23 protein-coding genes are annotated in these 23,158 nt (G+C 71.9%); 19 read left to right on the top strand and 4 right to left on the bottom strand.

The features are described 5' to 3' along the window. Nucleotides 1-135 precede the first annotated feature (135 nt). A complete protein-coding gene (locus ACZ4UB_RS15795; RefSeq protein WP_468070580.1) occupies nt 136-918 on the bottom strand; it encodes an SDR family oxidoreductase in 783 nt (260 codons plus the stop codon). A gap of 173 nt (nt 919-1,091) precedes the next feature. Between ACZ4UB_RS15795 and ACZ4UB_RS15790 the strand changes: the two genes are divergently transcribed. From ACZ4UB_RS15790 to ACZ4UB_RS15780, 3 genes are all read left to right on the top strand, one after another. Then, entirely contained in the window at nt 1,092-1,700 is a 609-nt protein-coding gene (locus tag ACZ4UB_RS15790; protein ID WP_468070579.1) for a dihydrofolate reductase family protein, read from the top strand. A gap of 125 nt (nt 1,701-1,825) precedes the next feature. Beyond that, nucleotides 1,826-2,755, top strand: coding sequence for a DMT family transporter (locus ACZ4UB_RS15785; RefSeq protein ID WP_468070578.1), 930 nt, complete (start codon nt 1,826-1,828; stop codon nt 2,753-2,755). Nucleotides 2,756-2,862: 107 nt separating this feature from the next. Next, nucleotides 2,863-4,056, top strand: a complete 1,194-nt coding sequence (locus tag ACZ4UB_RS15780; RefSeq protein ID WP_468070577.1) for a cytochrome P450 family protein — start codon at nt 2,863-2,865, stop codon at nt 4,054-4,056. Nucleotides 4,057-4,074: 18 nt separating this feature from the next. On the opposite strand, the gene ACZ4UB_RS15775 is transcribed toward ACZ4UB_RS15780, so the two are convergent. Further along, the gene (locus ACZ4UB_RS15775; protein ID WP_399260334.1) at nt 4,075-5,079 is read right to left on the bottom strand and encodes a Gfo/Idh/MocA family protein; all 1,005 of its coding nucleotides are present in this window, start codon (nt 5,077-5,079) and stop codon (nt 4,075-4,077) included. Between the two features lie 190 nt (nt 5,080-5,269). Between ACZ4UB_RS15775 and ACZ4UB_RS15770 the strand changes: the two genes are divergently transcribed. The 12 genes from ACZ4UB_RS15770 (at nt 5,270) to ACZ4UB_RS15715 (ending at nt 15,321) form a co-directional block, all read left to right on the top strand. Further along, entirely contained in the window at nt 5,270-6,280 is a 1,011-nt protein-coding gene (locus ACZ4UB_RS15770) for a sugar ABC transporter substrate-binding protein (protein ID WP_467955812.1), read from the top strand. Beyond that, a complete protein-coding gene (locus ACZ4UB_RS15765; protein ID WP_468070576.1) occupies nt 6,277-7,311 on the top strand; it encodes an ABC transporter permease in 1,035 nt (344 codons plus the stop codon). The genes ACZ4UB_RS15770 and ACZ4UB_RS15765 overlap by 4 nt, the downstream gene beginning before the upstream one ends. Beyond that, nucleotides 7,308-8,135, top strand: a complete 828-nt coding sequence (locus tag ACZ4UB_RS15760; protein ID WP_354383097.1) for an ATP-binding cassette domain-containing protein — start codon at nt 7,308-7,310, stop codon at nt 8,133-8,135. Before ACZ4UB_RS15765 ends, ACZ4UB_RS15760 begins: the two co-directional genes overlap by 4 nt. Before the next feature lie 15 nt (nt 8,136-8,150). Next, nucleotides 8,151-9,317, top strand: a complete 1,167-nt coding sequence (locus tag ACZ4UB_RS15755) for an ROK family glucokinase (RefSeq protein WP_468070575.1) — start codon at nt 8,151-8,153, stop codon at nt 9,315-9,317. After that, nucleotides 9,314-9,901, top strand: coding sequence for a hypothetical protein (locus tag ACZ4UB_RS15750; RefSeq protein WP_468070574.1), 588 nt, complete (start codon nt 9,314-9,316; stop codon nt 9,899-9,901). The genes ACZ4UB_RS15755 and ACZ4UB_RS15750 overlap by 4 nt, the downstream gene beginning before the upstream one ends. Nucleotides 9,902-9,944: 43 nt before the next feature. Further along, nucleotides 9,945-10,577 carry an MBL fold metallo-hydrolase gene (locus ACZ4UB_RS15745; RefSeq protein WP_468070573.1) on the top strand — a complete coding sequence of 211 codons (633 nt, stop codon included), beginning with the start codon at nt 9,945-9,947 and terminating at the stop codon, nt 10,575-10,577. 58 nt (nt 10,578-10,635) lie between these two features. Further along, nucleotides 10,636-11,424, top strand: coding sequence for an exodeoxyribonuclease III (locus ACZ4UB_RS15740; RefSeq protein WP_354383102.1), 789 nt, complete (start codon nt 10,636-10,638; stop codon nt 11,422-11,424). 75 nt (nt 11,425-11,499) lie between these two features. Continuing rightward, nucleotides 11,500-11,940 carry a DUF6278 family protein gene (locus tag ACZ4UB_RS15735; protein WP_468070572.1) on the top strand — a complete coding sequence of 147 codons (441 nt, stop codon included), beginning with the start codon at nt 11,500-11,502 and terminating at the stop codon, nt 11,938-11,940. 152 nt (nt 11,941-12,092) lie between these two features. Then, entirely contained in the window at nt 12,093-12,836 is a 744-nt protein-coding gene (locus ACZ4UB_RS15730) for an amino acid ABC transporter ATP-binding protein (protein ID WP_468070571.1), read from the top strand. 12 nt (nt 12,837-12,848) lie between these two features. Then, a complete protein-coding gene (locus ACZ4UB_RS15725; RefSeq protein ID WP_468070570.1) occupies nt 12,849-13,781 on the top strand; it encodes a glutamate ABC transporter substrate-binding protein in 933 nt (310 codons plus the stop codon). A 17-nt stretch (nt 13,782-13,798) separates the two neighbouring features. Then, on the top strand, nt 13,799-14,443 hold the full coding sequence (locus ACZ4UB_RS15720) for an amino acid ABC transporter permease (RefSeq protein ID WP_468070569.1): 645 nt from the start codon (nt 13,799-13,801) through the stop codon (nt 14,441-14,443). Next, nucleotides 14,440-15,321 carry an amino acid ABC transporter permease gene (locus tag ACZ4UB_RS15715; protein ID WP_468070568.1) on the top strand — a complete coding sequence of 294 codons (882 nt, stop codon included), beginning with the start codon at nt 14,440-14,442 and terminating at the stop codon, nt 15,319-15,321. The genes ACZ4UB_RS15720 and ACZ4UB_RS15715 overlap by 4 nt, the downstream gene beginning before the upstream one ends. 63 nt (nt 15,322-15,384) lie before the next feature. Here the strand turns inward: ACZ4UB_RS15715 and ACZ4UB_RS15710 are convergent, their stop codons facing one another. Both ACZ4UB_RS15710 and ACZ4UB_RS15705 read right to left on the bottom strand, forming a co-directional pair. Then, on the bottom strand, nt 15,385-16,983 hold the full coding sequence (locus ACZ4UB_RS15710) for a CocE/NonD family hydrolase (RefSeq protein ID WP_468070567.1): 1,599 nt from the start codon (nt 16,981-16,983) through the stop codon (nt 15,385-15,387). A gap of 149 nt (nt 16,984-17,132) precedes the next feature. Further along, nucleotides 17,133-18,371 (bottom strand): L,D-transpeptidase, encoded by a 1,239-nt coding sequence (locus ACZ4UB_RS15705; RefSeq protein WP_468070566.1) that lies wholly within the window; start codon nt 18,369-18,371, stop codon nt 17,133-17,135. A 357-nt stretch (nt 18,372-18,728) separates the two neighbouring features. On the opposite strand from ACZ4UB_RS15705, the gene murJ reads away from it, so the two are divergent. Genes murJ through ACZ4UB_RS15685 form a run of 4 tightly spaced genes read left to right on the top strand, consistent with a single transcriptional unit; the run spans nt 18,729 to nt 23,119 of the window. Continuing rightward, entirely contained in the window at nt 18,729-20,429 is a 1,701-nt protein-coding gene (gene murJ, locus ACZ4UB_RS15700) for a murein biosynthesis integral membrane protein MurJ (protein WP_468070565.1), read from the top strand. Between the two features lie 39 nt (nt 20,430-20,468). After that, nucleotides 20,469-21,149, top strand: coding sequence for a response regulator (locus ACZ4UB_RS15695; RefSeq protein WP_468070564.1), 681 nt, complete (start codon nt 20,469-20,471; stop codon nt 21,147-21,149). A gap of 6 nt (nt 21,150-21,155) precedes the next feature. After that, on the top strand, nt 21,156-22,601 hold the full coding sequence (locus ACZ4UB_RS15690; RefSeq protein WP_468070563.1) for an ATP-binding protein: 1,446 nt from the start codon (nt 21,156-21,158) through the stop codon (nt 22,599-22,601). Further along, a complete protein-coding gene (locus tag ACZ4UB_RS15685; RefSeq protein ID WP_468070562.1) occupies nt 22,598-23,119 on the top strand; it encodes a hypothetical protein in 522 nt (173 codons plus the stop codon). The genes ACZ4UB_RS15690 and ACZ4UB_RS15685 overlap by 4 nt, the downstream gene beginning before the upstream one ends. Nucleotides 23,120-23,158: the final 39 nt, after the last annotated feature.

Below are 23,158 nucleotides of genomic sequence, written 5' to 3'. Positions count from 1 at the left end.
CTCCGCCCCGCGTGTCTCCCTCCCTCCCCCCCCGCCTCCTCCCCCCCCCCCCCCCCCCTTCTTCCCGCCCCCCCCCCCCCCCCCCCCCCCCCCCCCCCCCCCCACCGGCGCGTGCGGGCGGCGAGCCCGGAAGGACTACGCGGCGTGGCCGCCGTCCACCGAGAACTCGGCGCCCGTGACGTAGGCCGCGTCCGGTCCGGCGAGGAAGGACACGGTCGCCGCCACCTCGTCCGGGGTGCCGAAGCGCCCGAGGGCCGTCATCGCGCTCTGCCCGGCGGCGTACGGCCCGTCGGCCGGGTTCATGTCGGTGTCCACCGGACCCGGGTGCACCAGGTTCGCCGTGATGCCGCGCTCGCCCAGCTCCCGGGCCAGGGCCTTGGTCAGCCCGGTGAGCGCGGCCTTGCTCGTCGCGTAGAGGGAGCCGCCCGGCCCCGGGACGCGCTGGGTCATGCAGCTGCCGATGGTGATGATCCTGCCGCCCCGGTCCAGCCGGGCCGCGGCCGCCTGGGCCGCGAGGAACGCCCCGCGGACGTTGACCGCGAGCACCCGGTCCACATCGGCGACCGTGAGGGTCTCCAGCGGTCCCAGCACCCCCACGCCCGCGTTGTTGACCAGGACGTCGAGGCGCCCCAGCTCCCGGACGGTGCGCTCCACCGCGCCGGCGGCGGCGCCCGGGTCGCCCGCGTCCGACCGTACGGCCAGGCCGCGGCGTCCGTACGCCTCGATCTTGTGGACGACCTCCGCCGCCGCCTCCGCGTCGCTGACGTAGGTGATCGCCACGTCCGCGCCGTCGGCGGCCAGGCGCAGCGCGGTCGCCGCGCCGATGCCCCGGCTGCCGCCCGTGACCAGGGCGACCCGGCCCGTCCCCCCGTTGCCGCTGTCGCCGGTGGTGCCGTTCGTGTGCACGGTCGCGTCCATCGTGTTCCTCCGCGGGAAAGTCGTAAGTGGTTGCGGGTTCAATGAAACCGGCGGGGCGGTACCCGCGCTGGCAGGAATCGGACCTCGCGTTCACGCGCGCCGCACCGATGAGTTCCGCGGCGGCCGGGAGTCTGAAGAGACGTACGAGCCCCCTCGCGAGGAGACGAACCGCCATGAGCAAGCTGACCCTCATCACCTTCCTCACCCTCGACGGCGTGATGCAGGCCCCCGGCGGCCCCGAGGAGGACCCGAGCGGCGGGTTCTCCTACGGCGGCTGGCAGGTGCCCTTCGAGGACGAGGGCGTGGGCGAGTTCATCACCGAGGCCTTCGACCGGGCCGGCGCCTTCCTGCTCGGGCGCCGCACGTACGAGATCTTCGCCGGGTACTGGCCCCTGCAGACCGACCCCGCCAACGCCATCGCGGCCAAGCTGAACTCCGCGCCCAAGTACGTGGCCTCCCGCACCCTCGAAGACCCGGCCTGGGAGGGCGCCACCGTCCTCGGCCCGGACCTGGAGGCGGAGATCGCCCGGATCAAGGCGGCCACCGACGGCGAGGTGCACATCTGGGGCAGCGCGGAACTGGTCGGGGACCTGCTCGCCCGCGACCTCATCGACGAGCTCAACCTGCTGGTCTACCCCGTCTTCCTGGGGGCCGGGCGGCACCTCTTCCCGGTCGGGGGAGCGCCCACCACCTGCGAACTCACCGCCTCCCGGATCACCGACGGCGGGGTCGCCGTGCTCACCTACCGTCCTGCCGGCCGGGCCTCCTTCGGCTCCTTCTGAGGCGCCGGCCGGGCCACCCGCTCACCAGGTGAAACAGGGTGTACCCCACAGGCAGTGCTCCGGTACGGTGACCGCATCCGTGCGAGCCACCGAAGTCTCCACCCCCCGCTGACCGTTGGAGACCCGTGTCCACGCTCGCCGCCGTACCGGCGCCCGCCCTCGCACCCCGCCGCGCCTGGCTCGCCGACCTGCCGGTCCTGCTCGTCGCCGTGGTGTGGGGCGGCAGCTACCTCGCCGCCAAGGGCGTCACCACCAGCCACACCGTGATCGCGGTCCTGGTGCTGCGCTTCCTCCTCGTGCTGCCCGTCCTCGTGATCGCCGGCGCCCGGCGGCTGCGCGCCCTGCGGTCCGCCCAGGTCCGCGGGGCGGCCCTGTTGGGCCTGGTCGTCGGCGGGATCTTCCTGCTGGAGACCTACGGGGTGGTGCACACCTCCGCCACCAACGCCGGGCTGATCATCAGCCTGACCATGATCCTCACCCCGCTCGCCGAGGCCGCCGTGCGCCGGGTGCGGCCCCCGGCCGCCTTCCTGGGCGCCGCGGCCGTCTCCGTCACCGGGGTCGTCCTGCTCACGCAGGGCGCGGGCTTCACCGCACCCTCCACCGGCGACCTGCTCATCCTCGGCGCCGCCTGCGCCCGGACCCTGCACGTCCTGCTGATGGCCCGGATGAAGGCCCTCCAGGACGCCGACTCGCTCTCGCTGACCACCGTTCAGCTCGGCTCCGCCGTCCTGGTCTTCGCCCTGCTCGCGGCCCTGCCCGGCACCGGCGCCACGCCGTGGGCCGCGGCGGCGGACCTCGGCCCCGGTCAGTGGGCGGGACTGGCCTTCCTCGCCGTCCTGTGCACGCTGTTCGCGTTCTTCGTGCAGATATGGGCCGTGCGCCGCACCTCCCCGTCCCGGGTCAGCCTGCTGCTCGGCACCGAACCGCTGTGGGCGGCCGCCGCGGGCATCGCCATCGGCGGCGAACACCTGGGCGCGGCCGGCCTCGCGGGCGCCGCCCTGGTCCTGGTGGGCACCGCGTGGGGCCGCCGCGCCGCCACCCCGGCGGACGTCTGAGCCGCGGGGCGGCGCCCCACCGGATGTCCGAACCGACGCGGCACACCGTCGGCGAGTGGCCGAAAACGCCGCATCCAGCGGGTGAACCGCGGTCGTACGGTGGACCGATGCCAGTAGTGGACATCAGCGGGAGCGATGCGGACTTCGCCGCCGACCCCTATTCCTTCTACGCCAGACTCCGCGCGGCGGGACCGGTCCATCGGGCCACCGTCTACGCCGACGAGTTCGAACCCAGCTGGCTGATCGTCGGCCACGACGAGGCCCGCCAAGCCCTCAACCACCCCGCCCTGTCGAAGGACTGGCGCACTTCCGGCCAGTTCTCCGACGCCCTCGTCACCGCGGCCAACGCGAACATGCTGGAATCCGACCCCCCGCACCACACCCGACTGCGCCGACTGGTCGTCCGGGCGTTCACCGGCCGCCGCATCGAGGCACTGCGCCCCCGCGTCCAGCAGGTCACCGACGAACTCCTCGACGCGATGGCCGCCCGGCCCGAGCGCACCGCCGACCTCATCGCGGCCCTGGCCTTCCCGCTGCCGATGACCGTGATCTGTGAGCTGCTCGGTGTCCCCGACATGGACCGCGAGCGGTTCCGCTTCTGGTCCAACGAGATCGTAGCGCCCACCGCCGCGAGCGGGGACGGCAGCGCGCACCGGGCGCTCAGCGCCTTCCTCGCCGAACTGGTCGAGGCCAAGTCCAAGGCCCCGGGCGAGGACCTGCTCAGCGAGCTGATCCGGACCCGGGACGAGGACGGCGACTCGCTCTCGCCCGACGAGCTGATCGGGATGGCCTTCCTGCTGCTGGTCGCGGGCCACGAGACCACCGTCAACCTCATCTCCAACGGCGTACGGGCGCTGCTCGCCCACCCCGACCAGTTGGCCGCCCTGCGCGCCGACTACGACGGGCTCATCGACGGCGCCGTGGAGGAGATGCTCCGCTACGACGGCCCCGTGCAGAACTCCACCTACCGCTACGCCCGCGAGGACCTGGAGATCGGCGGCACGCTCATTGCGGCCGGGGCGACCGTGGTGGTCTCGCTGGCCTCCGCCGACCGCGATCCGGGCCGCTTCGCCGACGCGGACACCTTCGACGTCCGGCGCGCCCCGCACGGCCACCTCGCCTTCGGGCACGGCCTGCACTTCTGCATCGGCGCCCCGCTCGCCCGGATGGAGGGCAAGATCGCCGTCCGGTCGCTGCTGGAACGATTCCCCGACCTGGCCGAGGACCCGGCCGGCGGCCCGCCGGTGTGGCTCGGCGGCAGCCTGATGAGGGGGGTCACGCGGCTCCCGGTGAGCTGGTAGCCGGGGGTGAGTGCCCGTTCAGAGGTCCGGCAGCTCGGCGAGGGCGACCCGGCGGCGCTCGCGCCGGGACAGCTCGCAGGCCTCGGCGATCCGCAGCGCGGCCAGCGCCTCCCGGCCGTCGCACGGATTGGGGCCCTCGCCCCGGACCAGGCTCACGAAGGCGGCCAGCTCCGCCTCGTAGGCGGGCCCGAACCGCTCCAGGAACCCCGTCCACGGCTTGGTCGCCGGGGGCGGGCCCTGGGGTTCGGTCGAGGCGATCGGCGTACGGTCGTCCAGCCCGGCCGAGACCTGGTCCAGCTCCCCGGCGAGCTCCATCCGCACGTCGTACCCCGCGCCGTTGCAGCGGCTGCCGGTGCAGGTCACCAGCGTCCCGTCGGCCAGGGTCAGCAGCGCCGCCGCCGTGTCCACGTCGCCCGTCGCGCGGAACTGCGGGGGCCCGGCGTCCGAGCCGGTCGCGTACACCTCGGTCACCTCCTGCCCGGTCACCCAGCGCACCACGTCGAAGTCGTGCACGAGGCAGTCCCGGTACAGGCCGCCGGAGCCGGCCAGATAGGCGGCGGCCGGCGGCGCCGGATCCGCGGTCATCGTGCGGACGGTGTGCAGCCGCCCCAGCGCGCCGGAGCGCACCAGCTCGCGCGCCGTCACGTACCCCGCGTCGAAGCGCCGCATGAAGCCCACCTGGAGCGTCCCGCCCACGGCCGCCACCTCGCGCAGCACCGCCAGGCTGCGGCCCAGGTCGGCCGCCACGGGCTTCTCGCAGAACACCGGCAGACCGGACCGCGCCGCCCGCACCACCAGCTCCGCGTGGCCCGGCGTCGCGCACGCCACCACCACCGCGTCCACGCCCCAGCTGAAGATCTGGTCGACACTGGGCGCGGCGGTCGCCCCCAGCCGGGCGGCGAGCAGCGCCGCCCGCCCCGGGTCGGCGTCGGCGAGCACCAACGATCCCGCCTGCGGCTGGTGGGCCAGCGACGCGGCATGGAAGGAACCGATCCGGCCCGTACCGATGAGCCCGATGCGCATGCACTCAACGTGACCCCGTCCGGGTCACCTGTCAATCCGCCCGGCCTGCCCCGATGACGACCCCATGGTCCACTGTGGCGGATACTGGGCGGCTGGAACCGGAATGACCGCATTGACGACCGCCCCGCACGACCGGCGCGGCGACCGCAGGATTCCAGGACGTTCAGGACGAGGGAAGGGCACGACAGACGTGGCTAGGGTTCGGACAGGGGTACGCGTCGTGGGCGCCGTGCTCGCGGCGGTACTGGGGGCCTCCCTCGCGGGGTGCAGCAGTACGGGCGGCAAGCGGGCCGAGGAGCGGGCGAAGGCCGCCGAACAGGGCCGTCCGGCCGTCTCCACCCCGCGCTGGACCTTCGCGATGATCACCCACGCGGGCGATGGCGACACCTTCTGGGACATCGTCCAGAAGGGCGCCAAGGAAGCCGCGGCGAAGGACAACATCAACTTCGTCTACGCGCACGACGACCAGGCGCAGCAGCAGGCCCAGTTCGTGCAGAACGCCATCGACCAGAAGGTCCAGGGCATCATCGTCAGCCTGGCCAAGCCCGAGGCCCTCAAGGACGTCCTCGGCAAGGCCACCAAGGCCGGCATCCCGGTGATCACGGTGAACTCCGGCTCCGCCCAGTCCAAGGAGTACGGCGCCCTCACCCACATCGGCCAGGACGAGGAGATCGCGGGCGAGGCCGTCGGCGGCGAGCTGACCAAGCGCGGCAAGAAGAAAGCCGTCTGCGTCCTGCACGAGCAGGGCAACGTCGGCCACGAGCAGCGCTGCGCCGGCGCGAAGAAGACCTTCGGCGGCGACCTGGAGAACCTGTACGTCGAAGGCACCAACATGCCCTCCGTGCAGGCGGCCATCCAGGCGAAGCTCCAGGCCGACCCCGCGATCGACGCGGTGCTCACCCTCGGCGCGCCCTTCGCACCCACCGCGATCAAGGCCAAGGACGCCGCGGGCAGCAAGGCGGAGGTCGACACCTTCGACCTCAACGAGGCCGTCGCCCGGGACCTGAAGTCCGGGGCCCTCGGCTTCGCCGTCGACCAGCAGCCCTACCTCCAGGGCTACGAGGCCGTCGACCTGCTCTGGCTCTACCGCTACAACGCCGACACCCTCGGCGGCGGCCGTCCGGTGCTCACCGGCCCGCAGATCGTGACCGGCGCCGAAGCGGCCAAGCTGGAGGAGTTCATCAAGCGGGGCAGCCGATGAGCGCGGCCACCGCCGCCGACGAGCGGCTCGCCCCCACCTCCGTCGTGCGCAAGCTGCTCGGCCGGCCCGAGCTGGGCGCGGTCGTCGGCGCGGCCGCCGTCTTCGTCTTCTTCTCCTTCGCGGCCGACAGCTTCCTGCGGGCCTCCAGCCTCAGCACGATCCTGTACTCGGCCTCCACCATCGGGATCATGGCGGTCCCGGTCGCCCTGCTCATGATCGGTGGCGAGTTCGACCTGTCGGCCGGCGTCATGGTCACCACCTCGGCCCTGTTCAGCTCGATGTTCAGCTACCAGATGACCGCGAACGTCTGGGTCGGCGTCCTCGTCTCGCTGCTGGTGACCCTCGCCATCGGGTTCTTCAACGGGTTCATGCTGACCCGGACGAAACTGCCGAGCTTCATCATCACCCTCGGCACCTTCCTCATGCTGACCGGCCTGAACCTCGGCTTCACCAAGCTGATCAGCGGCTCGGTCTCCACCAAGACCATCGCCGACATGGAGGGCTTCTCCTCCGCCCGCTCGCTGTTCGCCTCGCAGCTCACCCTCGGCCCGGTCACCCTGCGGGTCACCATCCTGTGGTGGCTGGTGCTGGTCGCGGTGGCCACCTGGATCCTGCTGCGCACCCGCGCCGGAAACTGGATCTTCGCGGTCGGCGGCGGCGCCGACGCGGCGCGCGCGGTCGGCGTACCGGTGGTCAAGACCCGGATCGGGCTGTACATGGGCGTCGCGCTGTGCGCCTGGATCTCGGGCCAGCACATCCTGTTCTCGTTCGACGTGGTCCAGTCGGGCGAGGGCGTCGGCAACGAGTTCCTGTACATCATCGCGGCCGTCATCGGCGGCTGTCTGATGACCGGCGGCTACGGCTCCGCCATCGGCTCGGCCGTCGGCGCCTTCATCTTCGGCATGACCAGCAACGGCATCGTGTACGCGCAGTGGAACCCGGACTGGTTCAAGTTCTTCCTCGGCGCGATGCTCCTGCTGGCCACGCTGCTCAATGCCTGGGTGCGCAAGAGGGCGGAGGCCAGCAAGTGACCGCACTGGTGGAGCTGACCGGCGTCAGCAAGTACTACGGCAACATCCGCGCGCTCGAAGGCGTCTCCCTGGAGGTCTCGGCGGGCGAGATCACCTGTGTCCTCGGCGACAACGGCGCGGGCAAGTCCACCCTCATCAAGATCATCGCGGGGCTGCACCGGCACGACGCGGGCAGCTTCGAGATCGAGGGCGAGGAGACGGTTCTGGCCAATCCCCGCGCGGCCCTCGACCACGGCATCGCCACGGTCTACCAGGACCTCGCGGTGGTCCCCCTGATGCCCGTCTGGCGCAACTTCTTCCTGGGCTCCGAGCCCACCAAGGGCCGCGGTCCCTTCCGCCGCCTCGACGTGGACCTGATGCGCGAGACCACCCGCGCCGAGCTGCTGCGCATGGGCATCGACCTGCGCGACGTCGACCAGCCGATCGGCACCCTGTCCGGCGGCGAGCGCCAGTGCGTGGCCATCGCCAGGGCGGTCCACTTCGGCGCGAAGGTGCTCGTCCTGGACGAGCCCACGGCGGCGCTCGGCGTCAAGCAGTCCGGCGTCGTGCTCAAGTACGTGGCCGCCGCCCGGGACGCGGGCCTCGGCGTGGTCCTGATCACGCACAACCCGCACCACGCGTACCTGGTGGGAGACCGTTTCGTGCTCCTCAAGCGGGGCGCGATGGCGGGCAGCCACACCCGCGATTCGATCACCCTCGACGAGCTCACCCGGCAGATGGCGGGAGGCTCGGAACTGGACGAGCTGAGCCACGAGCTGGAGCGGGTGGCAGAATCGGGGGCAACACCGCCCCACACTGACCCTTCCGGCACCACCGCACCATAGGGACGACACGACTCGATGAGCACGTACCGGGACTTCACGCTCGCCCACCGGGGCTCGGCGCGAGGCACCGTCCTGCGGACCGTCGGAACCCGTGAGCGCCGGTCGCACCTGACCGCCCCGCGAGTCCCCACCGTCGGCATCGACATCGGCGGCACCAAGGTGATGGCGGGCGTCGTCGACGCCGACGGCGTCATCCTGGAGAAGATCCGCACCGAGACCCCCGACAAGTCCAAGAGCCCCAAGGTCGTCGAGGACACCATCGTCGAACTGGTCCTGGACCTCTCCGACCGCCACGACGTCCACGCCGTGGGCATCGGCGCGGCCGGCTGGGTCGACGCGGACCGCTCGCGGGTGCTCTTCGCCCCGCACCTGGCCTGGCGCGACGAGCCGCTGCGCGACGCGCTCCAGTCACGGCTCGCGGTGCCGGTCATGGTGGACAACGATGCCAACACCGCCGCCTGGGCGGAGTGGCGCTTCGGCGCCGGGCGCGGCGAGGACCACCTCGTCATGATCACGCTCGGGACCGGCATCGGCGGCGCGATCCTGGAGGACGGCAGGGTCAAGCGCGGCAAGTTCGGCGTGGCCGGTGAGTTCGGCCACATGCAGGTGGTCCCCGGCGGGCACCGCTGCCCGTGCGGCAACCGCGGCTGCTGGGAGCAGTACAGCTCCGGCAACGCCCTCGTCCGCGAGGCCCGCGAGCTGGCCGCGGCGGACTCCCCGGTCGCCCACGGCCTGATCGCCCGGGTCGGCGGGAACGTCACGGAGATCACCGGGCCGCTCATCACCGAGCTGGCCCGCGAGGGCGACGCCATGTGCGTCGAGCTGCTCCAGGACATCGGCCAGTGGCTCGGCGTCGGCATCGCCAACCTGGCCGCCGCCCTCGACCCCTCGTGCTTCGTCATCGGCGGCGGGGTCAGCGCGGCCGACGACCTGCTGATCGGACCGGCCCGGGACGCCTTCCGGCGCCACCTGACGGGCCGCGGCTACCGTCCCGAGGCCCGCATCGCGAAGGCCCAGCTCGGCCCCGAGGCGGGTATGGTCGGTGCGGCCGACCTCTCCCGGCTCGTCGCCCGGCGCTTCCGCCGCGCCAACCGCCGCCGGGTCGAACGCTACGAACGCTATGCCCAGGCGGGCCGACGGGCCGCCGCCGGGTCCGAGGAACAAGGACCAGAAAAGCCGTGACGCCCCCGACCCTGCCGCGCCAGGCCCCCGCCCCCGACGAGGGGGGCGCTCCCGCGCCCGCCGAGTCCCGGCGCCGCGTCGTGCGGCGCCGCTGGATCACCGCGATCATCATCGTGCTGCTGATCGGCGTACCCGCCGGCTACCTCGCGATCGCCGCCCAGCAGAGCCGCCAGAGCGGCAAGGAGAAGGCGGCCAAGGTCGGCGCCACCAAGGTGCGCGCGGGCTGGCCCTCCAAGGTGCAGCGCAGCATCTACGAGGTGCCGATCCCGGACAAGGCGTGGCGGGTCGGCTTCCTGGAGACCAACAACTGGCGCACCAGCCGGCTCTACGTGCAGTTCGCGATCACCCCCGACGAGCTCGACAGGTTCCTGACCTCGATGGGCACCAGCCGCGAGGGCCTGACCCGGGGCGTCTCGATCAGCGAGCGCGACACCGAGGCCGCGGGCTGGAACTGGAACCCGAAGAACGCCTGGTACGGCGCCACGCACGAGCAGAACGACCCGCGCCCCACCCAGGACATCACCGTCGACCTGACCGTCCCGACCAAACCCAAGGTCTACATCGTCTCCACCGCCACCCCGTAGCCCGTCCCTGGTCCCCGTCGCGGGCCCCGGCTAGCCTTGGATCATGAAGCTCACCAAGCGGCTGCACTCCTGCGTCCAGGTCGAGAAGGACGGGCGCACGCTCGTCATCGATCCGGGCGCCTTCAGCGAACCGGACGCCGGGCTCGGGGCGGACGTGCTCCTGGTCACCCACGAGCACCCCGACCACTTCGAGGAGGGCCGGCTGCGGGCCGCCCTCGACGCGAACCCCGCGGCGCGGCTGTGGACCCTCGCCAGCGTCGCCGGGCGGCTGGCCCCCGCCTACCCGGGCCGCGTCCACACGGTCGGCCACGGCGACGCCTTCACGGCGGCGGGCTTCGACGTACAGGTGCACGGCGAGCTGCACGCCGAGATCCACCCGGACATGCCCCGGGTCACCAACGTCGGCTACCTCGTCGAGGGCGCGCTCTTCCACCCCGGCGACGCGCTGACCGTACCCGGCGTCCCCGTCGACACCCTGCTGCTGCCGGTGCACGCGCCCTGGAACAAGGTCGCCGAGGTCATCGACTACGTCCGCGAGGTCAAGCCGCGCACGGCCATCGACATCCACGACGCCTACCTCGCCGACATCGCCCGGCCGATCTACGACTTCGCCCTCGACACCCTCGGCGGCGCCCCGCACAGCCGGCTCGCCGCGGGGGACAGCGCCGACCTCTGAGCGCCGGCCCCCGGGCGCCAGCCGGGTGGGTGTCGGTGCCTGGCGGTAGGTTACGGACATGCGTATCGCCACGTTCAACGTCAACTCGATCACCGCCCGGCTGCCCCGGCTGCTGGCCTGGCTGGAGTCCAGCGGCACCGACGTGCTGTGCATCCAGGAGACCAAGTGCTCCGCCGAGCAGTTCCCGCACGCCGAGCTGCGCGAGCTGGGCTACGAGTCGGCCGTCAACGCCACCGGGCGCTGGAACGGCGTCGCCCTGCTCTCCCGGGTCGGCCTGGAGGACGTCGTCACCGGGCTGCCCGGCGGCCCGGACTACGAGGGCGTGGCGGAGCCGCGCGCGATCTCCGCGACCTGCGGGGGAGTGCGCGTCTGGTCGGTCTACGTGCCCAACGGCCGCGAGGTGGAGCACGACCACTACGGCTACAAGCTGGACTGGTTCCGCGCGCTGGGCGCGGCCGTCGCCGAAGACGCGGCGGGCCCCCGCCCGTTCGCGGTGCTCGGCGACTTCAACGTGGCGCCGACCGACGAGGACGTCTGGGACCCGGCCGTCTTCGAGGGGATGACCCACGTCACCCCCGCCGAGCGGGCCGCGCTGGAGACGCTGCGCGCGACCGGGCTTGCCGACGTGATGCCGCGCCCGCTCAAGTACGACCGCCCCTACACGTTCTGGGACTACCGGATGCTCGCGTTCCCGAAGAACAAGGGCATGCGCATCGACCTCGTGTACGGGAACGCCCCCTTCGTCGCCGCCGTCAAGGACGCCTACGTCGACCGCGAGGAGCGCAAGGGCAAGGGCGCCTCCGACCACGCGCCGGTCGTCGTGGACCTCGACGTCCAGGGGGTTTAGCCCACCGGGCCCGGATCGCGCCGATCCAGGCGCGCCCTGTGGCCCCCGGCGGGTACGGGTGCCAGGCTGGGCGGTATGAACATCCCGTTCCTGGACCACTGGCTGAACCGGCACGAGACCGAGCACGGAGCGGCCCTGGCCGCCGCCCTCGCGGAGGATCCCGAGGGCGTGGGCGAGATGTTCGCGGAGTGCGAGATGCTGCGCGTCCAGGCCCGGGCCGCCGGCCTCGAACTCGACGGCACCCCGGACTCGTTGGAGGCCCTGGACCAGCTGATGCCGCGCTGGCGGCGGGACCCCGAGGCCACGCCCTGGCTCGGCAACGACGCGGGCTTCTACCTCGGCACGGTGATCATCAAGACCCTGCCCGGCTGCGGTTGGCAGGTGTGGCCGAACGGCCAGCCGGTGATCCGGCTGGCCTCGGGGCGCGAGCTGAACGTGGTGGAGTCCGGGGTCTCCTGGGCGATGACCGGATCGCCCGAGCTGTCCCAGATCTACGCCGAGGCCTCCGAAGGCTGAGCGGGAGCGACCGCGGGCGACCGTCGGCGCCCGCACCTGCCGGTGATGTTTATGTCGCTTTTAGGTATGTCGAGCGTGTCGCGGTGAAGTCGCCTTCACCGCTGGATAGTTTGCGCTGACCTCGACACACCGACACATGGGCAGGGCAGCGTATGGCCGTCGATCCGTTGATCGAGCTGCGGGACGTCAACAAGCACTTCGGGCAACTGCACGTCCTCCAGGACATCAACCTCACCGTCGGCCGCGGGGAGGTGGTGGTGGTCATCGGCCCCTCCGGCTCCGGGAAGTCGACCCTGTGTCGCGCGATCAACCGACTGGAGACCATCGAGTCGGGCACCATCACCCTCGACGGCAAGCCGCTGCCGGCCGAGGGCAAGGACCTGGCGGCGCTGCGCGCCGACGTGGGCATGGTCTTCCAGTCCTTCAACCTCTTCGCGCACAAGACGGTGCTCGCCAACGTCTCGCTCGCGCAGACGAAGGTCAGGAAGCGCGGCCGCGAGGAGGCCGACAAGCGCTCCCGGGAGCTGCTGGAGCGGGTCGGCCTGGCCGACCAGGCGGACAAGTACCCGGCCCAGCTCTCCGGCGGTCAGCAGCAGCGCGTGGCCATCGCCCGCGCCCTGGCCATGAACCCCAAGGCGCTGCTCTTCGACGAGCCGACCTCCGCGCTCGACCCGGAGATGATCAACGAGGTGCTGGAGGTCATGCAGCAGCTCGCCAGCGAGGGGATGACCATGGTCGTGGTCACCCACGAGATGGGCTTCGCCCGCTCCGCCGCGAACCGGGTCGTCTTCATGGCCGACGGGAAGATCATCGAGGACCGCACCCCGGAGGCGTTCTTCACCGCCCCCGAGAGCGAGCGGGCCAAGGACTTCCTCTCCAAGATCCTCAAGCACTGAGGGGCGGTCCCGATGAACGCGACACGCACCCGAGGGCTGCCCGCGTACGCCCGCGCGCTCGCCCTGACCCTGGCGCTGCTGGGCGCGGTGGCCGGCTGCGGCAGGTCCGGCAGCCCCCCGGTCAAGGGCCCGCAGCCCGAGGACCTGCCCGTCTACCGGGTGGACACCGGCTTCGACCTCCCCGACTCGCGGACCTGGGAGAAGGCCAAGCGCCGCGGTCACCTGGTGGTCGGCGCCAAGGAGGACCAGCCGTACATGGGGGAGAAGGACCCCGCGAGCGGCCGCTACTCCGGCTTCGACATCGAGATCGCCAAGATGATGTCCGCCTCCCTCGGCTTCGACCCCAAGACGATCGAGTTCAAGACGATCGCCTCGGCCAACCGCGAGACGGCCTTGCAGAACGGCCAGATCGACTACTACGTCGGCACCTACACGATCAACGACAACCGCAAGAAGCAGGTCGGCTTCGCCGGGCCCTACTACCTGGCCGGCCAGTCCCTGCTGGTGCGGCGCGGCGAGAAGGACATCGACGGACCGGCGGACCTCGCGGGCAAGAAGGTCTGCTCGGCGGCGGGCTCCACCCCCTACCAGCGGCTCCAGAAGGACTTTCCCCAGGCGGTCCTCGTCGCCTACGACACCTACTCCGTCTGCGTGGACAACCTGCTGACCTACCAGGTCGACGCCGTCTCCACCGACGACTCGATCCTGCTGGGCTACGCGGCCAAGGTGCCGGACGAGCTCAAGGTCGTCGGCAAGCCCTTCTCGAAGGAGCCCTACGGCATCGGCGTACCGCGCTCCGACAACGCGCTGCGCTTCGCCCTCGACGACGCCCTCGCCGCGCAGGAGAAGAACGGCGACTGGACCAAGGCCTACGACGCCACCCTCGGCCTGTCCGGAGTGCCCGCCCCCACGCCGCCCGCCATCGACCGCTACCCCGCGAGCTGAGAGGAGTCCGCGAAGACATGGACGTACTGACCGACAACTTCTCGCTCTACGGCAAGGGATTCCTCGGCACGGTCGAGCTGACCTTCTACGCCTCCCTGCTCGCCCTGGTCCTCGGCTTCGTCATGGCCTCCTTCCGGGTCGCGCCGATCGGCTCCTTCCGGGTGCTCGGCACGGTCTGGGTGACCGTGCTGCGCAACACCCCCCTGACCCTGCTCTTCTTCGCCGTCCTGCTGGGCCTGCCGCGCTTCGGGCTGGTCCTGCCCTTCCAGCTCTTCGCGGTCCTGGCGCTCGGCTGCTACACCTCCGCGTTCATCTGCGAGGTGCTGCGCTCGGGCATCAACACCGTGCCCAAGGGCCAGGGCGAGGCCGCCCGGAGCCTGGGCATGTCCTTCGGCCAGACGCTGGGCTCGGTGGTGCTCCCGCAGGCCTTCCGCTCGGTCATCCCGCCCGTCGGCTCCACGCTGATCGCCCTGGCCAAGAACTCGGCGATCGCGGGCGCCTTCAGCGTCACCGAGCTGCTGGGCACGTACAAGACGCTCAACGAGCTGGGCTACAGCATCATCTGGACCTTCGTCTGGATCGCCGTCGGCTACCTGATCATCACCCTGTCCATCAGCGCGCTCTTCAACGTGCTGGAGAAGCGCTGGGGAGTCGCCCGATGACCGCACACGCGCTGCACGGGGACCTGGAGTCCACGGCCCTCTACGACATCCCCGGCCCGCGCGCCCAGCGCCGCCACTTCCTCTACGGGATGGCCTCGACGGCGGTGATCCTGGCCCTGTTCGGCTGGATCGTCTACCTGCTCTTCGACACCGACCAGTTCACCGCCGCCAAGTGGACCCCCTTCGAGTACCAGGGCATCCAGCGGCTGCTGCTCGAGGGGCTCGGGAACACCCTCAAGGCCTTCGCCTACGCGTCGGTGCTCTCGCTGGCCCTCGGCGCGCTCCTCGCCACCGGGCGGCTCTCCCTGCACCGGCCGGTGCGCTGGGCCGCCACGCTGTGCGTGGAGTTCTTCCGGGCCATGCCGGTGCTGGTGATGATCTTCTTCATCTTCGTGGCGCTGAAGGTCCAGCCGCTGCCCGCGCTGGTGGCGGGGCTGACCCTGTACAACGGCTCGGTGCTGGCCGAGGTCTTCCGTACGGGCATCAACGCGGTGGAGCGCGGACAGCGGGAGGCGGCGTACGCCCTGGGCATGCGCAAGACGCAGGTGATGACCTTCGTCCTGGCGCCGCAGGCGGTCCGGGCGATGCTGCCGACCATCATCAGCCAGCTCGTGGTGGCCCTGAAGGACACCTCGCTCGGATACCTGATCACCTACGAGGAGTTCCTGCACGCGGGCAAGCTGATCGCCTCCAACCTCGACTACGACCTGCCCTTCATCCCGGTCGTGATGATCATCTCCCCGATCTACATCGGGATGTGCATGCTGCTGTCCTGGTTCGCCACCTGGATGGCCCGGCGCCAGCGGCGCAACCCCAAGACCGAGGCCGCGCACGTGGGCCCGGCCGAGCCGGGGATGCTGCTGCAGGGCGGGCGGTAGCCCCGGGTCCGACCCGCGGAGCGACCCCCGAGGGAGCCACCCCCGCCCGGCAGCAGCCGTGGATCACTGCTCGCGCAGCGGCACCGAGACGTAGGACGGATCGGTGCGCGGCGAGGAGAAGGTCAGCTGCGCCCCGGTGGGGTTGTGCTCGATGTAGAGCGGGTCCACGGTGTCCACGACCAGGGCGAGCCGGTGGCCGGCGGGGACGTCGTAGGCCGTGGAGAAGAGGTCCAGGTCCACGCCGAAGGACCGCCCCGGTGTCCTGCCGTGGAAGGTGTACGGGGCGTTGCTGACCAGTTTGCCGAGGCCGAGCGGGCCGACGTCGTAGAGGTACGCGACGAAGGTGCCGCTCTCCTCGGTGGGGGTCACGGTGGTGTGCAGCCGGGCGGTGCCCCGGATCCGGCGCTCCTCGTCGTAGCGCCCGGACTGCCAGACGGCGGCGAAGGCGCGGGGGAGCAGCGGGATCGAAGCGACCGGGGGCGCCTTGACGAACTGGTCCAGCACGCTGGAGAGCAGCACGACGCCGCCGTTCGCGCCGGAGTCGACGTTCGCGAAGACGTGCTCGCTGTCGGCGAGCGCGAGCTTCTCGGCGCCGCCCGCGCCGACCGACTTCCAGTCGGGGTAGCCCTCGTAGCCTTCGTCGCTACGGGACTTCAGCTGCACCGGCGCCTCGGTGTCGATGCCGTTGCGCTCGCCCTTGAGGTAGCGGTCGAACCAGCGGTGGGCGTTGGTCCAGGTGTCGTTGGGCAGCCCCAACAGGCCGGTGCCCTCGGCGGTGGCGTGGTCGCCGGGGCGGAACTCCAGGCGCTTGGGACCGGTGAGGCGCTCGAAGAACCTCGCGTACTGGTTCGGCGGGAAGATGGTGTCGCCCCACGCGTTGCCCAACATGACCGCGGCGCCGTTGTTGTTGATCGCGTCGACCTCCTCGGACGCCGAGCGCCGCTTGCCCCACTCGATCATCTGGGGCTCGCGCTCCAGGTTCGAGCCGAGGAAGTCGGTGAGTATCCCGTCCAGTTCGGGGCCCGGCCGCCCGGTGAGGTGTCCGGCGGCGCCGAGCAGGCCGGCGGCCTGGAGGTGTGGGGTGCGGCCCGAGTAGATGGAATCGATGATGTCGGCCCAGCCGCTGAGCGCGACCACGGCCTTGATCCGCGGGTCGCGGGCGGCCGCCAGCAGGCTGATGCCCGCGCCGTACGAGACGCCGCCGAGGCCGATGCGGGCGGGATCGGCGGCGGTGGTGGCCAGCGCCCAGTCGATGACGGCCGAGACGTCGGCGGTGTCGGGAGGGCCCGCCACCTCGACCCGGCCGCCCGAGAGCCAGAAGCCGCGGCTGGTGTAACTCACCACGACGTAGCCGGAGTCGGCGAGCCGCTCGGCCTGGGCGAGGTATTCGATCTGCGGCACGCCCCAGCTGGTGGGCAGCACGATCAGCGGGAACTTCTGGCCGGGGCGGGCGCCCGCGGGGGAGAAGACGTTGCCCTTGAGGGTGATGCCGCCGGAGCCCGGGATGTCGAAGAAGCGCAGCTGCGCGGAGGCGCCGGCCGAGGGAGCCGAGGAGCTGGTCACGGCGGCCGCCGGGGCCGCCCGGGCCGGGTGGGGGGCCAGGCCCAGGGCGGCTGCCGCGAGCAGTGCGGCCGCGGTCACGGCGGTGGGGGTGCGGGCCATCGATCGCTCCTCGCGTGCGCCGGAGTCAAAGTGACCCGACGCTAGCGGGAGGGGCTTACCGAAGGTAACCCGTCGGTAAGTTACGCACTGGTAACGATTGACCGGTAGTCAGTTCGACCTGCGCGGTGGCGGGTCGGCGCGCCGGTGGGTCAGCCGTTCTGGGCCCCGGCGCTCGAGCCGTTCAGTGCGCTCTTCTTCTGCCAGGCGGCCCAGTCCAGGTTCCACTCGCCGTAGCCGTTGCCGATGTCGGCCTGGCCCTTGGAGCCCGCGCCCACGACCTCGAACAGGTCGCCGACCTGAGCCTCCTTGTAGAAGGCGGTGGCGTTGGCGTCGCTCATCCCCACGCAGCCGGAACTGGTGTTGGCGCTGCCGAAGTTGGCGCTGTTCCACGGCGCGGCGTGCACGTACATGCCCGACCAGGTCAGCCGCATCGAGTTGTCGACCATCTTGTCGTAGGAGTCGCCGAGACCGACGGTCTGGGAGTCCATCCGGATGGTGCCCTCCTTGGCCATCAGCACCATCTTCCCGGACCAGGAGGCCTTCTGGCCGCCCGGAGTGCCGGCCGAGATCGGAATCGTCTTGACGACCTGGCCGTCCTCCGTCACCGACATCGTCTTGCTGTCGAGGTCCACCTTCATCCGGCGGTCCTTGCCTATCTTGAACTCGGTGTTGTAATCCTTCACGAAGTAACCGCTGCCCGAATCGACACCGTTCAACTTCATGTCGACCTTCACGTCGGTCCCGGACTTCCAGTACTCCTTGGGGCGCCAATCCACCCGGTCGTTGCCCGAGTAGTCCTTGAACCAGCCCCAGGAACCCTCGGTGTTGTTCGAGGTGGTGACCTTCAGCTGCTTCTCGACCTCGGCCTTGTTCTTGACCGGGTTGTCGAAGACGATCGATATCGGCTGGGCGATGCCCACCACCCCGTTGGCCTTGCCCGGGTTGATCGTGACCTTGTTCACCTTGTCGGCGGCCGTCGTCTTGAACTGCGTGGTCGCGCTCTGGCTCTCGGTGTTCTGCGCCTCGACCTTGTAGTCCTGGCCCGGCGAGGCGTTGCGCTCCGAGGTCCAGGTCCTGCCGTCCTCGGATATCTTCCCCGCCAGTTCCCCGCCCTTGCCGTCCGTGACCTTGACCTGGGCGAACTTGCCTTCGGCGAGGGTCACCTTGACCGGCTCGCCCGCCTTGACCTGGTCGCCCGTCAGGTTCACGGAGAGGGACATCTCCTTCTTCTTCATCTCGGCCTTACCGCCGTCGGCTCCGCCCGCTCCGCCCGAGCAGGCGGTGAGGGCAGCGGCGGCCAGCAGTGCGGTGGCGGCGAGGGCGGCCCGGCGGCCCCGCGCTCCCGGGACCTGGCGACGCGACGATGCGGTACGGCGTGTGCGGCTCAACGAAACCCCTCCGAAGTGATGATCGTTCACAAACAAAGAGCGAACGCCACGACATTAGGTTGCGGATTCCAGGAAAAATATCGGTAATTCGGTTGTGACCTGTACCGCAGCAGAACGGTCATCATCCGGTCACGAAGGACGGATGCCTCGCCCCGGCGGTCGTGGCGGGACTTCGAATTCCGGTATCGGGGCGGTCGTTTCCTTCCGCACCCCCTCGCGGAGCCGGGCAAAGGACTTCCGGCGCCGGAAAAGGGGCCGCAAGTCCCTTGCCCGACGGGGCCCCTGCGCGCCGTGCCCCGAAGGGCGGGCGCGGGGTACCCTCCACCCTCGACCCCGACCAGGCACATGGGAGATTCCGTGACGGCCACCGACACCAGGGCGCCCGGCCCCGCGGGCGCCGCGCCCACCGCGCGGTCCGCCGCGCCGGCGAAGCGGTCGGTGCTGCGCAGCGGCGCCCTCATGGCCGCCGGCTCGATCGTCTCGCGCGCCACCGGCTTCGTCCGCTCCGCCGTCGTCGTCGCGGCCCTCGGCACCGGCCTGCTCGGCGACGGTTACGCGGTCGCCAACACCGTGCCCAACATCCTCTACATGCTGCTCATCGGCGGCGCGCTCAACGCGGTCTTCGTCCCCGAGCTGGTCCGCGCCGCGCGGGAGCACGAGGACGGCGGCGCCGCCTACACGGACCGGCTGCTGACCGCCTGCACCGCGGCGCTCGTCGTCCTCACCGCCGTCGCGGTCCTGTGCGCCCCGCTGATCGTCTCGGCGTACACCGGCTACGACGGGGCCCAGGCGTCCACCACCGTCGCCCTGGCCCGCTACTGCCTTCCGCAGATCCTCTTCTACGGCCTGTTCACCCTGCTCGGGCAGGTGCTCAACGCCCGCGGTCGCTTCGGCGCGATGATGTGGACCCCGGTCCTCAACAACGTGGTGATCATCGCCGTCTTCGGGCTCTTCCTCTTCCTCTCCCACGACGCGGCGGACGGCCTCACGGCGGCCCAGACCCGCCTCCTGGGCTGGGGCACCACCGCCGGCATCGTCGTCCAGGCCCTCGCCCTCGTCCCCTCGCTGCGCGCGGCCCGCTTCCGCTGGCGCCCCCGCTTCGACTGGCGCGGCGGCGGTCTCGGCCGGCCGCTGCGCAACGCGGGCTGGTTGGTCATGCTCGTCCTGACCAACCAGATCGCCTACTGGGTGATCACCAGGCTGTCCACCACCACCGGGCAGCGGGCCGCCCTGGAAGGGCTGTCGGGCGGCGCGGGCTACACCGCCTACAGCAACGCCTACCAGCTGTGGATCGTCCCCCAGGGCATCATCACCGTCTCCCTGGTCACCGCCCTGATGCCGCGGATGAGTGCGGCCGCCGCGGACGGCGACCTCGGCCGGGTGCGCCGTGACGTGTCCTACGCGCTGCGCACCAGCGCCGCCCTCGTCGTCCCGGCGGCCGCACTCTTCGCCGCCCTCGCCCCCTGGGTCATGGGCAGCGTCTTCGAGTACGGGCGCACCGGCGCCGCCGACATCGAGGTCATGGCGGGCATGCTCATCGCCTTCGCCCCCGGCCTGATCGCCTTCTCCGGGCAGTACGTCCTCTCGCGCGGCTTCTACGCCCTGTCCGACACCCGCACCCCGTTCTTCCTGAACCTGGTGATCGCGGTCCTCAACGGCTCCCTGGCGGCCGCCGCCTACTTCCTGCTGCCGCCGCGCTGGGCCGTCACGGGCATGGCCGGCGCCTACACCGTCGCCCTGTTCGCGGGCGCCGGCGTGACGGCGTACGCCCTCGCCCGCCGGCTGGGACCGCGGACCGCCGCCGGCACCACCGCCGGCATCGACGCGCGGCGGCGCGCCACCGCCCTGCGCACCCACCTGCGGCTGGTGGTCGCCTGCCTGCCGGCCGGGGCCGCCGGCCACGCCGCCGCCCGGGCCGCCGACGGGCTCGGCACCTTCGCCGCGCTGGCCGCGGGAACCGTGGCCCTCGCCCTGACCGTCGTACTCCTCGCCCGCCCCCTGCGGCTGACCGAGATCACCGACCTGCTGGACTCCTTGTGGCGCAAACTGGGCCGATAGGGTGAATAACCGGCTCCAAGCACCTGGGACAATGACCGCATGCCACGCGTACTGCTCATAGAGGACGACCCCTCCATCAGGGAAGGGGTCGCACTCGGCCTGCGCAGACGCGGCCACGAGGTCCATGCCGCCGAGACCGGTGAGGCGGGCCTCGCCCAACTCGCCGGATTCCGGCCCGAGCTCGTCCTGCTCGACCTGATGCTGCCCGGCATCAACGGCGTCCAGGTCTGCACCCGCATCCGCGAGACCAGCCAGGTCCCGGTCATCATGCTGACCGCGCGCGGCGACGACTTCGACGTCGTCGTCGGACTGGAGGCGGGCGCCGACGACTACATCGTCAAGCCCGCCCGCACCGAGGTCATCGAGGCCCGGATCAAGGCCGTGCTGCGCCGCCTCACCGCCCCGGCCGGCCCCCAGAGCACCGAGCACCACGGCGAGCTGACCATCGACCGGGCGGGCCTGACCGTCGCGAAGAAGGGCGGCCACGTCGCCCTCGCCCCGAGCGAGATCAAGCTGCTGCTGCACCTGTCGGCCTCGCCCGAGCAGGTCTTCAGCCGCCAGCAGCTCCTCGAATACGTGTGGGAGCACAGCTACCACGCGGACGCCCGCCTCGTGGACGCCTGCGTCCGGCGCCTGCGCAACAAGATCGAGGACGTCCCCGGCAGCCCCCGCTACGTCCAGACCGTGCGCGGCTTCGGCTACCGCTTCGGCCCCCTGTAGGCCCCCGTGCGACGGATCGCCCCCCTGGGCCTGCGCAGCCGCTTGATCGCCGCCTTCCTCCTCGTCGCGGCGATCAGCGCCGTCTCCACCGCGGCCCTCACCTACCGGCAGGCGCGCACCGCGATCCTCACCCAGAGCCAGGACACCGCCGTGGCCACGCTCCGCGAACAGCTGGAGGCCGCGGGGACGGCGCTGCCGATCGACCGGACCGGCCTCCAGAGCCAGGTCACCGAGCTGGGCAAGCGCGGCAAGCCGCACGCCTGGACGGTCTACGGCGAGTACGGGTCCCTGCGGGTCTCCTCCGACCTCGCGGGACCGGTCACCTCGTCCCTGGTCAGCGCGAAGCTGCGCAACCAGATCAAGGTCAACCCGCACGCCGCCTTCCAGCGGGTCGAGACCGACGGCCGCGCCCACCTGGTCATCGGCGTGCCCTCCGTCTTCAGCCGCGGGGGCCTCACCCAACCCACCGGCGCCGTCTTCTACGCCGTCATGCCGCTGCTGAGCGAGGAGCAGACCGTCGCCCTGATGGTCGACGCGGCACGCACCGGCGCCCTGCCCGGCCTCGCCGTCGCCCTCGTCCCCGCGCTCCTCGCCGCCCGCAGCGTGCTGCGGCCGGTCCGCAACCTGCGCACCGCCGCCCAGCGCATGGGCCGCGGCCGCCTCGACACCCGGATCGAGGTCAGGGGGGCCGACGAGCTGGCCGGGCTCGCCCAGACCTTCAACGAGACCGCCGGCGCCCTCGAACGGTCCGTCGAGGAACTCCAGCAGGCCGAGGCCCGCGCCCGCAGGTTCGCCGCCGACGTCTCGCACGAGCTGCGCACCCCGCTCGCCGGGATGCTCGCCGTCACCGAGGTCCTCGACGAGGACGCCGAACGCCTCGACCCCGACACCGCGAAGGCGCTGCGGCTGATCAGCGCCGAGACCGGCAAGCTCGCCGTGCTCGTCGAGGACCTGATGGAGATCTCCCGCTTCGACGCCCGCGCCGCCGGACTCAACCTCGACGACGTCGACCTCACCGAGGCGGTCGGCAAGACCCTGGAACGGCGGCACTGGGGCGCGGACGAGGTGGTCACCGACCTTCCGGAGGGCATCAGGGCCCGACTCGACCCCCGCCGCTTCGACGTGGTCCTCGCCAACCTGGTCGGCAACGCCCTGCGGCACGGCGGCGCCCCGGTACGGATCACCGCCCGCACCGGCCCGCACCCCGAGGGCGAGCGGCTCACCGTCGAGGTCGCCGACAGCGGCCCCGGGATCGCCCCGGAGGCACTGCCCCACATCTTCGACCGGTTCTACAAGGCGGACGCGGCCCGTACCCGGTCGGCCGGCAGCGGGCTCGGCCTCGCCATCACCCTGGAGAACGTCCGCTTGCACGGCGGCACGGTCAGGGCCGCCAACGGCCCGTCCGGCGGCGCCGTCTTCACCGTGGACATGCCGCTGGAGGCCGGCGCATGAGCCGCTGGAACCGCGTGCGCAGCGCGCCGCCGGTCGCCCTCGCCCTGGTGGGCGCGGTCGCGCTGGCCGGTTGCGGGATCGAGCCGACGGGGGTGGTCGAGAGCGGCCGGGCCGCGAACGTCCCGGTCGCCGCGCCCCGGAGCGCGGACGTCCTCTACTTCGTGGCCCCCGACGGGCGGCTCGCGCCGAGCGTCCTGCGCGACCCGCGCGTGTCCACCGGCGCGCTGCTCGGCCGCCTCCTGTCGGGCCCCGGTACCCAGGAGCGCGACTCCGGGCTCAGCACCGAGCTGCCGGCGCGGACCGACAAGGCGGTCGGACCGGTGCGCGTCGAGTACCGCACCGCGAAGCAGGTGACCGTCCGGCTCCCCTACGTCCTCGACGCGGAGCTGTCCGACACCGCCAAGGACCAGCTGGTGTGCACGGCCGCCGTCTCGGTGGACGCCTCGGCCAAGGCCGAGGTGGTGCTGGTGACCGAGGACGGGCCCATGAGCCCGCGCCGCTGTCCGCTCGCGCGCTGACCCGGCGGCGCGCCGACGTCCCGCCCCGGAGCGGGCCCG

This window comes from Streptomyces sp. NPDC028419 (genome assembly GCF_055565515.1).
Note: the sequence above shows the minus strand (reverse complement) of the source record. Positions and strands in the feature narration are given on the sequence as shown.